Raw genomic sequence first — 13127 nt, 5'->3', positions numbered from 1 at the left:
TCAGGCTCTCCGCATACGTGGGTTGACCAGCACATACAACACGTCGGCCAGCAGGTTCATCAGCAGAAAACCGACCGCGACCACCATTACCACGCCCTGAACTACGGCGTAATCACGGTTAAACACTGAATCGACGATCATTTTGCCAAAGCCCGGAATGGTGAATACCTGCTCGCTGAGCACCGCGCCGCCCAGAAGTTCGCCGAACAGCAAGGTGGTCAGCGTGATGATCGGCACCAGCGCATTGCGAAGCGCGTGTTTCATGATCACCATTTTTGGCAGCAGCCCTTTGGCACGGGCGGTACGGATGTAATCGGCTTTCAGCACCGCAATCATCGCCGCACGCGTATGGCGCATCAGCGTGGCGGAAAGGCCGGTGCCGAGCACCGCCGCAGGCAGCAACATGGTTTTCAGGTTTTGCAGCGGATCTTCTGAGAACGGCACGTAACCGGACGCCGGAAGCCAGTGCAGTTTCACCGAGAACAGCATAATCAGCAGCACACCCAGCCAGAAATGGGGGATTGAAATCCCCGACAGCGCCAGAAAATTGGTGCCGTTATCTATCCAGGTGCCTTTGTTCACCGCCGCCAGCACGCCCATGGTGATGCCGATGATCAGCGCCACAATCATCGCCAGCAGCGAAAGTTCGAGCGTCACCGGCAGTTTGCTGGCGATCAGCTGTAACACCGGTTCCTGAGTGCGCAGCGAGGTGCCGAAATCACCGCGCAGCGCGTTGCCGACCCAGTGGAAATACTGGCTGGGGATCGGATCATTCAGATGGTATTGCTCGCGTAACTGCGCAATGACTGCCGGATCCCGTTCCTCGCCAGCCATCGCGGTGATCGGGTCGCCCGGCAGCAATTTCTGCAACGAGAACACCATCAGCGTGACCAGAAACAACGTCGGTATGGCTGAAATCAGCCGTTTCACCACCAGTTCTAACATTGTCTTTCCTCAGGCAATTACTTGTTCAGCGCCAGACCCTGCAAACGGATCAGCCCGTCGGCGTAAGGCACGAAACCGGTCACTTTCTTGTTGATACCGAAAATGCGCGGTTCGAAGTACAGATACACCAGCGGATCGTCGAGGTTTTCCTGTACAACGACCTGTTTGTAGAGAGCTTTACGCTTCTCCACATCGCTGGTCAGACGGGCTTCCTGCAACCACTGGTCAACCTGTGGATTGCTGTATTTGCCATCGTTCAGGCCGCCTTTGGTATTGAGGAACGAGAAGATATTACCGTCGGGATCCGGGCGTCCTGACCAGCCGGACATGCTCATTTTGAATTCACCGCTTTGCTGGCGATCCAGCAGCGTGGCGTATTCGGTCATTTGCAGATTCAGGTTGATGCCCGCTTCGCTGACCATCGCCTGAAGCACCTGCGCTACCTGCTGGGACGTCGGGTTGTTGGCGACCAGGAAATCAATGGTCAGCGGCGTTTTCACACCGGCTTCCGCCAGCAGCGCTTTGGCTTTTTCGATATCGCGTTTTGGCACCGGAATGTCGGCGTGATACGGGCTGGCAGGCGAGAAGGCCTGATTCGCCGGCGTGTACTGCCCCTGGAACACCACCTGATTCAATGCGTCGCGGTCAATCGCCAGCGATAATGCCTGACGTACACGGGCATCTTTCGCCAGCGGTGTATTGGTGTTGGCGGTGCCGTTGGCGAGATTAATTGTCAGCCCCATATACCCCAGGCCGGTGGTGCTGGCCAGTTGCAGATTGCTGTCGGCTTTCACCGTGGCGGTGTCGCTGGCGGCAATACCTTCGGTGATATCCAGATCACCCGCACGCAGGTTAGCCAGGCGCACGGACGCATCCGGGATCGGCAGGAACACCACTTTATCGAAGTGATATGCTCCTTTGTTCCAGTAATTTTCAAACCGTTTCAGCACGATGCGATCCTGCTGAACGCGGCTGACAAACTCATACGGGCCGGAACAGACCGGATGTGCCGCCACGTTGCCTTTGGCCGTTGCCTCTGGCGCCATCATGGTGCCCGCGCGGTCAGTCAGTTGCATCAGCAGCGCGGCATCCGCCGTTTTCAGATGGAAAACCACGGTGTATGGCGCGGTGACTTCCACGGATTCAACCGAGGACAGCTCACTTTTACGCAAAGAACCCGGCAGCGTCAGATAACGTTCGATGTTGTATTTCACTGACTGCGCATCGAATTTTTCGCCGTCCTGGAAAGTCACGCCTTCGCGCAAATTCAGGGTGAGCGTTTTGCCATCCTCGCTGTACGCCCAGTCTTTCGCCAGACCCGGTACGATTTGCAGATGTTGATCGACATCGACCAGCCTTTCGCACATGGCGCTGAACACGAAACGCCCGTAATAGGTGCGCGCCGTGGCCGGATCCAGCATGTCAGGATCGCTGCCAAGGCCGATACGCAGGGTGCTTTCCGCATGGGCGAGGCCCGCAGACGTCAGCAACATGAAGGCCGGAATGCAGGCAGTTAAGCGGGGTGCAAATTTCATGGTCGGGTTCCCAGAGTTGATGTCGGAGTGGAAAGTGAAAGCCGGTTCTGGCTCGCTTGTTCAAACAGCGCACGCCGTAAGGTGAAAGCGGCGGACGGCGGCGGAACCAGCACCGAAGTGCGATCCCGTTGCAGTTCGCTCCAGCGGTGGCAGGCCACCATGCGGTTGTCACTGACGGTTTCAAGTTGCGGCTCCACCAGACGACATTCGTCGGTGGCGTAGGCGCAGCGGGTATGGAAACGGCAGCCGGTCGGCATATTGGCCGGATTGGGCATATCGCCCTGCAGCAGCGGCACCGGACGTTTCACCCCCGGTGCGAGCTGTGGCGCGGAAGCGATCAGCGCCTGGGTATACGGATGCAGCGGCTGGTCAAAAATGTCATCGGTGCTGGCGAGTTCGACGATTTGCCCGAGGTACATCACCGCCACGCGGTCGCTCATGTGGCGGATCACCGCCAGACCGTGCGCGACGACGATCATCGTCAGGCCAAACTGCTGTTTAAGATTTTCCAGCAAATTGACTACCTGCGCCTGTACCGACACATCCAGCGCCGACACCGGCTCATCACCCAGCAGCAGTTTTGGCGATGACGCCAGTGCACGCGCAATGCCGATACGCTGGCGCTGACCGCCGGAAAACTCATGCGGATAACGGTTACTGAATGCGGCGGGCAGGCCGACGGTAGTCAGCAGTTCGCGCACTTTGGCCTGCCTGTCCGCTTTGCCGCTGACGATGTTGTGCAACCACAGGGGTTCGCCAACGATTTCTTCTACCGTCATGCGCGGGTTGAGCGAGGCAAACGGATCCTGAAAAATGATTTGCAGGTCGCGGCGCAGCTTTTTCATCTGCTCAGCAGAAAACTGTTTGAGGTTTTCGCCTTCATAAAACACGTCGCCGTCGGTGGCGCTGAGCAATTGCAATAAAAGACGTCCAAGGGTCGATTTTCCCGAGCCGGATTCGCCGACAATCGCCAGCGTTTCGCCATGCCAGACGCGCAGCGAAATGCGATCCACCGCCTGCACGATTTTGGGTTTCGTGAACAGCGTTGAAGGGCCTTTGAAGACTTTGGTCAGCCCGGCGGCTTCCAGAATGGGGCGGGGTGCGAGACTCATGCGCAGGCTCCTTCAGCGGACAGGGCAAAAAAATTTTCCAGCGGCGCATAAAAACAGGCGACGTGGTGCGAAGACTGATGCAGCGGATGCAACGCCGGACGTTCCTGATGGCAGCGCGCATCGGCAAACGGACAGCGCGTCGAAAACCGGCAGCCTTTCGGCATGTCTTTCGGCAGCGGTACGGCACCGGGAATGGTGGAAAGTGCGCCCTGACGCGAGGCCAGCGACGGCATCGACCCCATCAGCCCGATGGTGTACGGATGCTGCGGATTATTGAAAATATCGGCCACCAGACCCTGTTCGACGATTTGTCCGGCATACATCACCGCCACGCTGTCAGCGACTTCCGCCACCACGCCGAGGTCATGGGTGATCAGCAACAATGCGCTGCCGGTTTCCTGCTGAATGCGGTTGAGCAGGGCGAGGATCTGCGCCTGAATGGTGACGTCCAGCGCGGTAGTCGGTTCGTCGGCAATCAGCAATTGCGGACGGTTGATCAGCGCCATCGCAATCATCACCCGCTGGCGCATACCGCCGGAAAGCTGATGCGGATAAGCGTCCATCCGCAATTCCGGCGCAGGAATTTGCACCTTTTTCAGGATTTCCAGCGCCTGCATTCGTGCCTGTTTTTTATCCGCACCCTGATGGCGCATTACGGCTTCAGCCAGCTGATCGCCGAGTGTCAGCGCCGGATTGAGTGAGGTCATCGGTTCCTGAAAAATCATCGCCAGCTCCTGACCGCGCAGGTCTGCGTACTGGCGTTCAGAAAGTCCGAGCAGCGAGGTGTCATTCAGGCGGATATCGCCCTGCAACACATTGGCGCTGGCAGGTAACAGCCCCATCAGCGCCAGCGATGTCACGCTTTTGCCGCAACCGGATTCCCCGACCAGCGCCAGCGTTTTTCCGGCTTCCAGCTGCAAGGAAATGCCGTCGAGCACGGTCGCGGGGGAGCCGGAAAACTGCACCCGCAGGTCGCTGATATGTAAAAGCGGCGTGACGGGTTCGGCCGGGTCAGTCATCAGTAAAATCCTCGTCATCATCATTCAGGGTGGAAAGAAACGCCTGTTGCAACGCCAGAAGGTGCTCGCGCATGACTCTGGCGGCCTCTTTGGGCTGGCGTGCGGCGATGTGTTCTACGATGCGCTCATGGTGATCGTCGTAACGGTTCAGGCGCTCCTGATTTCGTGCGGCGTTACGCACCGCCAGCCAGCTTGGATCACGGCGGATGGCATCGACGGCATCGAACAATCCAAGCAACAACCGGTTACCGGCGGCATCGGCAATTGCGCGGTGAAATGCGCTGTCCCACAGTTCAATCTGATCCGGATCGCCGCGTGACATGGTTTTCACCTTGTCGAGCAGACGGCGCATCAGCTGTATCTGTTCCGGCGTGGCGCGCAGTGCGGCGTATTTCGCCAGCCCCGGTTCGATCTGCAAACGCGCTTCCATCACTTCCTGCAAGTTCGATTGCTTCGGTAACGTCTGCAAACTCAGCGGCTGCGCAGGACCGTTCGGCCCGATGAACGTGCCTTTCCCCTGTTTGCGCCACACGCGGCCTTCTTCTGCCAGCACATCCAGCGCCCGGCGGATTTCACGGCGGCCGACGTCAAACATCTGCATCAGATCGCGTTCCGCCGGTAACGGCTGAGTCTGATCCGGATGCTGCTGTATCAGCTGACGCAGCTGTTCCAGTGCTGAGTTCGAGGTCCCGTTAGAAGGGGACAGCGCCCCGGAATTCGTTGGCATATTTCAGTTTCCCGCTGGGAATTAAATCGTTAATCAGTCTTTTGCATTTTCTGAACCAATTTTGTAATGGTTCATGAGAAAGTTAGGCAAAACGGCAAATTTGTTTTTAATTTCAAACGACTAAAAATTACACGCTTTAATCGGAAGATCGGTTTCAGTATTTCTAAGATGTTGATATCTGGCTGATATGCACGCGTGTGGTGCGTTAAATTAATGTTAACGGATCGTAATGGTGCGTGGTGTGGCGGTATGAGAAGTAGATCAAATAAGCGTAATAAGTTGGCTAATGGTTCGCTATATCGTTGCTTCACCAAAGAAGGAAAGGGTTGGGCGGGGTAATAAGGAATAATTCGCAAGTCGTAGCGGACACGGGCAGTGGTTTCGTCTGCAAGTTTGTGAGGACTGGTCAGGTTTTCGCAGAGTAGCCAGGGAATTCAGTTCAGCTCCCTCCCCTGCGAAGGGGAGGGTTGGGGTGGGGTATTAAAGTAAAATCAATAAGTTGGAGTATACTTTGACCGGGTATTAGCCCTTAAAACCCCCTCCCAACCTCCCCCTTCGCAGGGGGAGGTGCAGGGCAACAGCCACTTATGGTGTGGAGGGAAACACGGTCAGCTCGCTTCCTTTCGCAGGGGGTGGTGCAAAAACAATCGTCAGAAATAACAGCCATATATACCGCTGTTCCCCCAATCACTCCCGACAAAACCCGTGTCTAATACCTATCATCAGAGGGGTGCAAACCCAACCAGTCTTGACTCTGAGGGCTGAGGCCGTCCGAAGAAATATCCCTGGAACAACGTACAACCTTCTTCTTTCAGACGGCGGAACTGCTCGTCGGTTTCCACACCTTCCGCTGTGGTCTGAATGTCCAGACTGCGGCTCATGCCAGTAATGGCGCGGATGATCGCCAGAGCCTCGCGGCTGTCCTGCATGTCATTGATGAACGACCGGTCGATTTTGATTTTGTCGAACGGGAAGGAGCGCAGATAACTCAGCGACGAATAACCGGTGCCGAAATCATCCAGCGCAATGCGCACGCCGAGCGCCTTCAGTTTGCGCAGGATGCTGATGTTTCCCAGTGTGTTATCGAGCAATACCGATTCGGTGATTTCAACTTCCAGACGTGACGGATCCAGCCCCGAAGCTTCCAGCGCAGATTCCACCACAGACACCAGCCCGCTGTTTTTAAACTGGATCGGTGAAAGGTTTACCGCAACCGTCTGATTGCCTTTCCAGGTGGTCGCTTCACGGCAGGCTTCGTGCAAAGCAAATGAGCCAAGACTGTGGATCAGTCCTGTTTCTTCGGCAATCGGAATGAAATCGATCGGCATAATCAGTCCGTTTTCCGGATGCTGCCAGCGCATCAGCGCTTCATATCCAATGACTGCATCATGACGTGCATCGGTGATCGGCTGATAGTAAAGACGCAGCTGATTACAAGTGATTGCATCACGTAAATCCATTTCCACCACGCGGCGTTTGCGGGCGGCGGCATCCATTTCGATGCGGAAATCTTCGTAGCGGTTACGGCCATTACGTTTGGCTTCGTACAGCGCCATATCCGCACAACGCAGTAGCTGATCCGGGGTATTTTCTGCCGAATCTGCCAGCGCAATACCAATGCTCAGACCGACAGACAGCGAATGGCCGTCGATGATCACTGGCGGGCGCACTGATTCAATCAGTCGTTTAGAAATCTGATGTGCCGCTGAAATGTCTTTCAGCCCCGGCAGCACCACGGCAAATTCATCGCCGCCAATGCGCGCCAGCGTATCGTCATCACGAAGCGTCATGCGCAGACGTTTGGAAATCGCACGCAGCAGTTCATCACCAATCTGATGGCCCAGTGCGTCGTTGACGTTTTTGAAGTTATCGAGATCCAGACACAGCGTGGCGGTGTGGCTGTGGCTATAACTGTCACGCTGCAACGCCTCGCTGAGACGCTGGCTGAACAGAATGCGGTTCGGCAGGCTGGTCAGATTATCGTGGTGCGCCATGTGATGAATCCGGGCATGTGCGGCCTGTTGATCCGTCACGTCGTCGGCGATCATCATCACGTAACTGGTCTGCGGATCGTTGCCGCGGATCACCGAACTGGTGGTCTGCAACGTGCGGTCGCCGATGGCGGTCAGCAATTGCTGTTCACTGCGGTGAACCCCTTCAGCGCGCAGACACTCGTCCGACTGCTTATTGATAAAGGTGCTCAGCCCTGAACCCATGCAATCCTGCGGACGTTTACCGAGCATTTTTTCACGTGAAATGCCCAGTAAACGTTCTGCCTGACGGTTAACCAGTAAGATCTCGCGGGAAACCGCATTCTCAACAATCACGGATGACGGGATATTGGCGATGACCGTATTCAGAAACTGCGAAAGGGAAGCGAGTTGCTCACTGTTAGATTCAGCCAGTTCTTTGGCCTGTAACAATGCCTGTTCGGCTTCACGACGTTCTGTCACATCGCGGGTGATTTTGGCAAAACCTATGATTTCCCCGGCTTCACGCAACGCTTCAATAATGATGTGCGCCCAGAAGAGAGTGCCATCTTTGCGCTGTCGCCAGCCCTCGGATTCATAGCGGCCGGTTTCGCGCGCTGTTTCCAGGCCGTGCTGTGGCCAGCCGCTTTTGCGGTCTTCTTCGGTGTAAAAACACGAAAAATGCTTTCCGACCACTTCCTCGGGCGTATAACCCTTTGCCCGCTGCGCACCGGCATTCCAGTTCGCAATAATGCCATCGGGTTTAAGCATGTAAATCGCGTAGTCTTCTACGCGCTGAACCAGCAACCGATACAATACATCAGAATCTTCGCTCATTTTATTTTGCCTGCTAGCCTGCCGCCTTTACGGGGATCCTTCCGTACTAAAGTCCGGCTAAATAGTGCGCCTGTCCCGACGCATTTTTGCTGTGATGTGCGGATGAAACGTTAGCATAAGATAATTCTTACTTCGCCAAATTTTGCTTCTAACGTGCTTAAATTTAAGCGTATTTAGCAAAAAGATCGGCCTTAAGTGAAATTCACTCTTTGGGTTTTAAATAGCACGGAAGTTATCGGCAGGCGGGGAAGTAACTTTAATAAAAAGGCACACAACGTTCAGGTGTTACACGTGTTTAATCAGCATGCAAAAAAGCCGCAACAGTGTGCGGCTTGTCATGAAATTGTTTAGCCGCGATGTTCGGGCTTATTCATCTCCGGCTTTGGTTTCACCTTGTGATGAACCGGCACCGGTTTAGCTTTGTGATGCGCAGGCTGATGATGAACAACCGGCTTGTGCGTTTTATGTACCGGTTGCGGTTCTTTAACCGGCGGCTGATGCGGGCCTTCAGCAAAGACGCTGACACTCGCAACCAGCAGCGCTGCGCAAAGAACAACCATTCCAGATTTTTTCATTTTTGTTTCCTGTGTCCCGTCATGACGGTGGATCATGTTCACGCGCACAATGCAGGGCAAAGGGATAAACGACAATTCGGAAAAGGCTTAATCGGTGGTGTTTAACGGATAATTTAAACCGCGTTTACGGAAAGCTTAAGGAAGATCCGGTCCGCTCGTCACCGACTCCCGCAAAATAAGTTCCGATACAAACTTATTCTGCTCGGACAAATAACCGCCATCGAGCATGGAAATAATCTGGCTGATGACTTCGCTGACCATATCGCTGACCGGATCTTTCACGCTCGACAGCGCCGGAATAAGAAACGGCGCAGTCGGGATATTATCAAACCCGATCACCGAAACATCGGCGGGGACAGCGATTCCGGCATCATTCAGTTTCTTCATCGCGCCGATCGCCATTTCGTCGTTACTGGCAAGAATGGCGCTGAACGTCTGACCGGCGGCGAGCAGGGCTTCCACGGCGGCGGCACCGCTGGCTGCTGACCATTTGCCGGAGATAATCAATGCATCATTTATTGGTAAACCAACTGCCGTCAGCGCCTCTTTATAACCTGACAGGCGTTCAATCGCGGTCGGGGAATCCATCGAGCCGGTGATAAAAGCAATATTGCGATGGCCGCGCTCAATCAGCGCATTGGTGGCCTGGAGACCTGAACCTTTGTGATCGCAATAAATACAATGGCTCTGATGTTTTCGTAATTTACGGTTCACTACCATCACCGGCTTATTATATTTATCGATGATGTCATCCATTTCATCGACGGATAAAAAGCGCGGATAAATAATAATGCCGTCGCAACGCAAATCATGCAGAAACTGAATGGCTTCACGTTCTTCTTCGGCGCTGTGTTTGCCATCGACCAGGATCAGCTGACGTCCGTTGGCATCGAGTTTTTTGGCGGCCTGTGAGATTAACTCGCTGAAATAATTGCCGTTATACAGGGTATTGGTAACCACCAGTCCGATGCACATTGACTTGCTGGTCGCCAGATTCCGTGCCAGCAGATTCGGCCGGTAGCCCGCTTCCTCAATTGCTTTAAACACCTGATCTTTGGTTTCCTGGCTCACATATCCCTTGCCGGAAAGCACTCGGGAAACGGTGGCTTTGGAAACTCCCGCTTTATTAGCCACTTCCTGCATTGTTGACATCTGCCGCACCCAAAAAAGAAAAATTATCCGTCATTCTACACATTCCCCGCGTATTGCGATGATTTCAGCCCGGCTGAAGGCCAGCGGGAGATCGGTGTCACAAAAATAAAACAGCGTTGCAGATTTTTATTGAAGTCAGGAATAGAACTGCACATTCTCGTATGAAACCGGTTACCTATCGTTTCACAGCCTTTCATAAAAGAACCAGTACGTTGCATAAAAAGCGGTTTCACAGAAGCCAGGGCTTCTGAAGAACATTCATAACCCTATGAATCCGAGAGAGTTGTTACTCATGTCTAAAAATTTTGCAGCAATATCACAGTCGGTTGTCGCGGCAATCGGTGGTGCGGAGAATGTGGCAGCAGTGACGCACTGCATGACACGCCTGCGCTTCGTGCTGAATGACGAGTCTGCCGTCGATACCGCCACGCTGAAAGCCATTACCGGCGTGATGGGTGTGGTGCGCAATGAAAAACATTGTCAGGTAATCATCGGTAACAACGTTTCTCAGGCCTACGCTGAAGTGCTGAAACTGCTGCCGGAAGGCTTTGCTGCGGCCAGTGAGGACGCTCCGGCTAAAAGCAAAATCACGCTCAAACGCATTGGATCCGGCATTCTGGATGCGCTGATCGGCACCATGTCACCGCTGATCCCGGCGATTATCGGTGGCTCGATGGTGAAACTGCTGGCGATGATCCTGGATATGACCGGTGTTTTCGACAAGGGGGCGTCGACGCTGATTATCCTCAACACCATCGGTGACGGCGCGTTCTTCTTCCTGCCGGTGATGGTGGCAGCGTCGGCGGCAGTGAAATTCAAAACCAATATGTCGCTGGCGATTGCCATTGCCGGGATTCTGGTGCATCCGGCATTTATCGATTTAATGGCGAAAGCGGCGCAGGGGCAAAAAGTCGAATTTATTGGTATTTCGGTGACGGCGGTGAAATACACCTACACCGTCATTCCGGCGCTATGTATGACCTGGTTGCTGTCTTACATCGAAAAATGGGTCGATCGTATTACACCGGTAGTGACCAAAAACTTCCTCAAACCGATGCTGATCATGCTGATTGCGGCACCGATCGCCATCATGCTGATTGGCCCGCTGGGTATCTGGATCGGTACCGGGATTTCGGCGGTGGTGTACACCGTTCACAGTTATCTCGGCTGGCTTTCGGTCGCCATTATGGGCGCGGCCTGGCCGTTGCTGGTGATGACCGGCATGCACCGCGTGTTCACGCCAACCATTATTCAGACCATCGCCGAAACCGGCAAAGAAGGGATGGTGATGCCGTCGGAAATTGGCGCGAACCTGTCGCTGGGCGGTTCTTCGCTGGCGGTGGCATGGCGTACCAAAAACCCGGAGCTGCGTCAGACAGCGCTGGCGGCGGCGGCATCGGCGATTGTCGCCGGGATTTCCGAACCCGCGCTCTACGGCGTGGCGCTGCGCCTGAAACGTCCGCTGATCGCCTGTTTAATCAGTGGTTTCATCTGCGGTGGCGTGGCCGGATTAGGCGGACTTGCCAGCCATTCGATGGCGTCACCGGGGCTGTTTACCAGCGTGCAGTTCTTTGACCCGTCAAACCCGATGAGCATTGTCTGGGGCGCGGGCGTAATGATCCTCGCGGTGGTGATTTCCTTCTTCACCACGCTGTTACTCGGATTTGAAGATATTCCGGTGGAAACCGTGGCGCCAAAAAATACAGCGCCGGAATCAACGGTTCCCGCCGCCTTTGCGGTTTCGCAGAGCGCAGTTAAATAAATTAAAGGAGAGGATTTCTCATGGCAGCATCAGCATTTCCTGAAGGTTTTTTATGGGGCGGCGCGATTGCCGCAAATCAGGCTGAGGGCGGCAGTTTTGAAGGCGGAAAAGGCCTGACCACGGTTGATATGATCCCGCACGGCGCGCACCGTCTGGCGGTTAAAACCGGTCAGGAAAAACGTTTCTCACTGAAAGAAGACGAGTTTTATCCGGCGCATCAGGCGATTGATTTCTATCACCGTTATAAAGAAGACATCGCGCTGATGGCTGAAATGGGCTTTACGGTGTTCCGCACGTCAATTGCCTGGAGCCGGATTTATCCCAACGGCGATGAACTGACGCCGAACGCGGAGGGGATCGCGTTTTACCGTGACGTGTTTGCCGAATGCAAAAAGTACGGCATCGAACCGCTGGTCACGCTGTGCCATTTCGATGTGCCGATGCATCTGGTGATCGAATACGGGTCGTGGCGTAACCGTAAAATGGTCGAGTTTTTTGCGCGTTATGCGCGTACCTGTTTTGAAGCGTTCGACGGACTGGTGAAATACTGGCTGACGTTTAACGAGATTAATATTCTGCTGCACAGCCCGTTCTCCGGCGCGGGTCTGGTCTTCGAAGAAGGTGAAAATCAGGAGCAGGTAAAATATCAGGCCGCGCATCATGAGCTGGTTGCCAGTGCTTTAGCGACCAAAATCGCCCATGAAGTGAATCCGCAAAATCAGGTCGGTTGTATGCTGGCGGGCGGGAATTTTTATCCGCAAACCTGCAAGCCTGCGGATGTCTGGGCAGCGTTGCAGAAAGACCGCGAAAACCTGTTCTTCATCGACGTTCAGGCGCGTGGGGAATATCCGACGTACACCCGGCGGGTCTTTGCAGACAAGGGCGTGAACGTGGTGACGGAACCGGGCGACGCAGAGATCCTGAAAAACACCGTCGATTTTGTCTCGTTCAGTTACTACGCGTCACGCTGCGCATCGGCAGACATGAACGACAACAACAGCAGCGCGGCCAACATCGTCAAATCGCTGAAAAACCCCTACATCGACGCCAGCGAATGGGGCTGGGGCATCGATCCGCTTGGCCTGCGCATCACCATGAACATGATGTACGACCGCTATCAGAAACCACTTTTCCTGGTGGAAAACGGCCTCGGCGCGAAAGATGAAATCAACGCGCAAGGTGAAATCAACGACGACTACCGCATCAGCTATCTGCGCGAGCATATTCACGCGATGGGCGAGGCGATCACCGACGGCGTGCCGCTGATCGGCTACACCTCTTGGGGTTGTATCGATCTGGTTTCCGCTTCGACCGGCGAAATGAGTAAACGCTACGGCTTTGTTTACGTCGACCGTGATGATGCCGGAAATGGCACGCTGGAAAGAAAGAGAAAAAAATCGTTTTACTGGTATAAGAAAGTGATCGCCAGCAACGGCGTGGATCTGGACTGATTCTGCAAAGGGGAATATCTGCAAATCAGATATTCCCTTTAA

Annotated in this window: 10 protein-coding genes; 2 read left to right on the top strand and 8 right to left on the bottom strand. The window is 54.5% G+C overall.

Annotated elements, in window-relative coordinates; all coding sequences use genetic code 11:
• The 8 genes from CKQ54_RS15440 to CKQ54_RS15405 all read right to left on the bottom strand — a co-directional run bounded on the left by CKQ54_RS15440 (position 1) and on the right by CKQ54_RS15405 (position 9872).
• Complete coding sequence (locus CKQ54_RS15440; protein ID WP_120164054.1) at positions 1 to 945, bottom strand: ABC transporter permease; 945 nt, start codon at positions 943 to 945, stop codon at positions 1 to 3.
• 17 nt (positions 946 to 962) lie between these two features.
• Positions 963 to 2480, bottom strand: a complete 1518-nt coding sequence (locus tag CKQ54_RS15435) for an ABC transporter substrate-binding protein (protein ID WP_120164055.1) — start codon at positions 2478 to 2480, stop codon at positions 963 to 965.
• Positions 2477 to 3592 (bottom strand): ABC transporter ATP-binding protein, encoded by a 1116-nt coding sequence (locus CKQ54_RS15430; protein WP_120164056.1) that lies wholly within the window; start codon positions 3590 to 3592, stop codon positions 2477 to 2479. Before CKQ54_RS15430 ends, CKQ54_RS15435 begins: the two co-directional genes overlap by 4 nt.
• Positions 3589 to 4611: an ABC transporter ATP-binding protein gene (locus tag CKQ54_RS15425; protein ID WP_120164057.1), complete on the bottom strand. Its 1023-nt coding sequence runs from the start codon at positions 4609 to 4611 to the stop codon at positions 3589 to 3591. Before CKQ54_RS15425 ends, CKQ54_RS15430 begins: the two co-directional genes overlap by 4 nt.
• Complete coding sequence (locus tag CKQ54_RS15420) at positions 4604 to 5338, bottom strand: FadR/GntR family transcriptional regulator (protein WP_120164058.1); 735 nt, start codon at positions 5336 to 5338, stop codon at positions 4604 to 4606. The genes CKQ54_RS15425 and CKQ54_RS15420 overlap by 8 nt, the downstream gene beginning before the upstream one ends.
• A 722-nt stretch (positions 5339 to 6060) precedes the next feature.
• The gene (locus CKQ54_RS15415) at positions 6061 to 8145 is read right to left on the bottom strand and encodes a putative bifunctional diguanylate cyclase/phosphodiesterase (RefSeq protein WP_120163974.1); all 2085 of its coding nucleotides are present in this window, start codon (positions 8143 to 8145) and stop codon (positions 6061 to 6063) included.
• 347 nt (positions 8146 to 8492) lie between these two features.
• A complete protein-coding gene (locus tag CKQ54_RS15410; protein ID WP_120163975.1) occupies positions 8493 to 8720 on the bottom strand; it encodes a hypothetical protein in 228 nt (75 codons plus the stop codon).
• Positions 8721 to 8855: 135 nt separating this feature from the next.
• Entirely contained in the window at positions 8856 to 9872 is a 1017-nt protein-coding gene (locus tag CKQ54_RS15405) for a LacI family DNA-binding transcriptional regulator (protein WP_120163976.1), read from the bottom strand.
• 292 nt (positions 9873 to 10164) lie between these two features.
• Between CKQ54_RS15405 and ascF the strand changes: the two genes are divergently transcribed.
• Positions 10165 to 11634: a PTS cellobiose/arbutin/salicin transporter subunit IIBC gene (gene ascF, locus CKQ54_RS15400; RefSeq protein WP_120163977.1), complete on the top strand. Its 1470-nt coding sequence runs from the start codon at positions 10165 to 10167 to the stop codon at positions 11632 to 11634.
• 20 nt (positions 11635 to 11654) lie between these two features.
• Positions 11655 to 13085 carry a 6-phospho-beta-glucosidase gene (locus CKQ54_RS15395; RefSeq protein ID WP_120163978.1) on the top strand — a complete coding sequence of 477 codons (1431 nt, stop codon included), beginning with the start codon at positions 11655 to 11657 and terminating at the stop codon, positions 13083 to 13085.
• Positions 13086 to 13127: the final 42 nt, after the last annotated feature.

Source organism: Rahnella variigena (assembly GCF_003610915.1).
Lineage (GTDB): Bacteria > Pseudomonadota > Gammaproteobacteria > Enterobacterales > Enterobacteriaceae > Rahnella > Rahnella variigena.
This window is presented reverse-complemented; position numbering and strand designations above follow the sequence as displayed.

Coding starts and splice junctions, on each gene's coding strand:
- CKQ54_RS15440 (WP_120164054.1), bottom strand. CDS start 945: ATGTTAGAACTGGTGGTGAAACGGCTGATTTCAGCCATACCGACGTTG.
- CKQ54_RS15435 (WP_120164055.1), bottom strand. CDS start 2,480: ATGAAATTTGCACCCCGCTTAACTGCCTGCATTCCGGCCTTCATGTTG.
- CKQ54_RS15430 (WP_120164056.1), bottom strand. CDS start 3,592: ATGAGTCTCGCACCCCGCCCCATTCTGGAAGCCGCCGGGCTGACCAAA.
- CKQ54_RS15425 (WP_120164057.1), bottom strand. CDS start 4,611: ATGACTGACCCGGCCGAACCCGTCACGCCGCTTTTACATATCAGCGAC.
- CKQ54_RS15420 (WP_120164058.1), bottom strand. CDS start 5,338: ATGCCAACGAATTCCGGGGCGCTGTCCCCTTCTAACGGGACCTCGAAC.
- CKQ54_RS15415 (WP_120163974.1), bottom strand. CDS start 8,145: ATGAGCGAAGATTCTGATGTATTGTATCGGTTGCTGGTTCAGCGCGTA.
- CKQ54_RS15410 (WP_120163975.1), bottom strand. CDS start 8,720: ATGAAAAAATCTGGAATGGTTGTTCTTTGCGCAGCGCTGCTGGTTGCG.
- CKQ54_RS15405 (WP_120163976.1), bottom strand. CDS start 9,872: ATGTCAACAATGCAGGAAGTGGCTAATAAAGCGGGAGTTTCCAAAGCC.
- ascF (WP_120163977.1), top strand. CDS start 10,165: ATGTCTAAAAATTTTGCAGCAATATCACAGTCGGTTGTCGCGGCAATC.
- CKQ54_RS15395 (WP_120163978.1), top strand. CDS start 11,655: ATGGCAGCATCAGCATTTCCTGAAGGTTTTTTATGGGGCGGCGCGATT.